This is a genomic window from Peribacillus tepidiphilus, assembly GCF_009466385.1.
GTDB classification, from domain to species: Bacteria; Bacillota; Bacilli; order Bacillales; family DSM-1321; genus Bacillus_BN; species Bacillus_BN tepidiphilus.
The window spans coordinates 1-1,760 of sequence record NZ_WIAQ01000062.1 but is presented as its reverse complement, the minus strand read 5'-3'; the positions used below and the strand labels follow the sequence as shown (position 1 = coordinate 1,760).

3 protein-coding genes are annotated in these 1,760 nt (G+C 42.5%); all 3 read left to right on the top strand.

Annotated features, from left to right (window positions below; genetic code table 11):
* A partial coding sequence (locus GD441_RS16895; protein ID WP_153127521.1) for a transporter substrate-binding domain-containing protein occupies window positions 1-510 on the top strand: 510 nt, incomplete at its 5' end.
* Window positions 511-576: 66 nt separating this feature from the next.
* Window positions 577-1,236 carry an amino acid ABC transporter permease gene (locus GD441_RS16890; RefSeq protein WP_153127520.1) on the top strand — a complete coding sequence of 220 codons (660 nt, stop codon included), beginning with the start codon at window positions 577-579 and terminating at the stop codon, window positions 1,234-1,236.
* Between the two features lie 15 nt (window positions 1,237-1,251).
* Window positions 1,252-1,760, top strand: a 509-nt coding sequence (locus GD441_RS16885; protein ID WP_153127519.1) for an amino acid ABC transporter ATP-binding protein, incomplete at its 3' end; no start/stop codon positions are given.

The following is a 1,760-nucleotide window of genomic DNA, read 5'->3' as shown; positions in this document are numbered from 1 at the left end:
CGGATTGATCTCATTTGGAACGGATACACGATCACTGATGAGCGCAAAAAGAAGGTTCTTTTCACAAAGCCTTATTTGAAAAATGCACAAGTGGTTGTCACCCTGGCTAATTCCAACATTACTAAACTCGATGATTTAGCAGGAAAAGTGGTTGGTCTTCAATCTCTTTCTTCTGCAGCTGATGCGTTGAATGATCATCCGATTAAATCCAAGATCAAGACGGTTACGGAGTATGCCGACAATGTGCTTGCTTTGAGTGACCTGAAGCTGGGCCGTGTGGATGCAGTGATTATAGATGAGGTTGTCATTAAGTATTACATGTCTAAAGAAAAAGATACCTTTAAGCTACTAGATGAATCTCTTGCACCTGAAGAATATGGTGTTGGCGTGAAAAAAGGTAACGAGGAGCTGTTAAAGAAGCTTCAAAAAGCGCTCGATGAGTTGAATGAGGACGGTACCGCTGCCGAAATCTCGAAAAAGTGGTTTGGCGAAGATAAGGTATTAAAGTAATATACTGAATAATAGTAAAACAGGATTTCCGTAGGAAAGCCTGTTTTGTTTTGGAGGGATCCTTTCATGTCCATAGAGTATATCAACTCAATACTTAAACCAATGCTAGAAGGCGCTCAGGTGACAGTACTCTTGTTTTTNATCGTCATTGTGCTGTCGATTCCGCTCGGCTTCGTACTTACACTTGCTGTAAAAAGTAGAATCAAGCCTATAGCCTGGTTCGCCCAGATCTATATATATTGGATGCGTGGTACACCATTGCTTCTACAGCTGCTATTTATATGTTTCGGGCTACCTATGCTTCCTGTGATTGGAGATTATTTAGTTCTAGACCGCTTTGTCGCAGCTTGTTTGGGGTTTATTTTGAACTATGCTGCATATTTTGCCGAGATCTTCCGCGGTGGTTTGTTGGCAATTGATAAAGGTCAATATGAGGCCTCCCAAGTACTTGGTTTGAATAAATGGCAGACGACGACGCGAATCATACTTCCCCAAATGTTTCGCATCGCTCTTCCCGCCGTTTCTAACGAATCAGTAACACTTGTCAAGGATACCGCGCTACTCTATGCCGTTGCTGTACCCGAATTGTTGCATTTTGCCCAAACTGCTGTGAACCGTGATTTTACGATCGTGCCTTTCATCCTTGCCGGTATCATTTATTTAATTCTAACGCTCTTTTTAACCATTCTCTTTAAATGGCTCGAGCAACGGTTCAAATTTGACTAAGAAGGAGTGGGGAATGTGGCTATTATTGAAGTATCCAATCTCAAAAAATCCTATGGCAAGTTGGATGTATTAAAACAAATTACTTTTGATGTGAATAAAAACGAAGTAGTTGCCGTGATCGGACCCTCTGGCTCTGGGAAAAGTACAATGCTCCGTAGTCTTGTCCATCTTGAAGAAATAGACGGCGGCAGCATCTGTATTTTCGGAGATTATTTGGTGAGGGACGGGATCTANTCGAAACCGCAGGAGATCAAGCGAATCACCTCCAAGATGGGAATGGTCTTTCAGCATTTTAATCTCTTCCCTCACCTCACAGTAAAAGAGAATTTGGAGATAGCACCTAGATTAGTTAAGAAGGAGCTATCTCTAGAAATCGAACGAAGAAGCACTGAGCTCCTAGATAAAATAGGGCTCTCTGATTGGGCGACAGCTTACCCAGCGAAGCTTTCGGGCGGTCAAAAACAAAGAGTAGCCATTGCTCGAGCACTCATGATGAACCCCGAAATCCTGCTGTTTGATGAGCC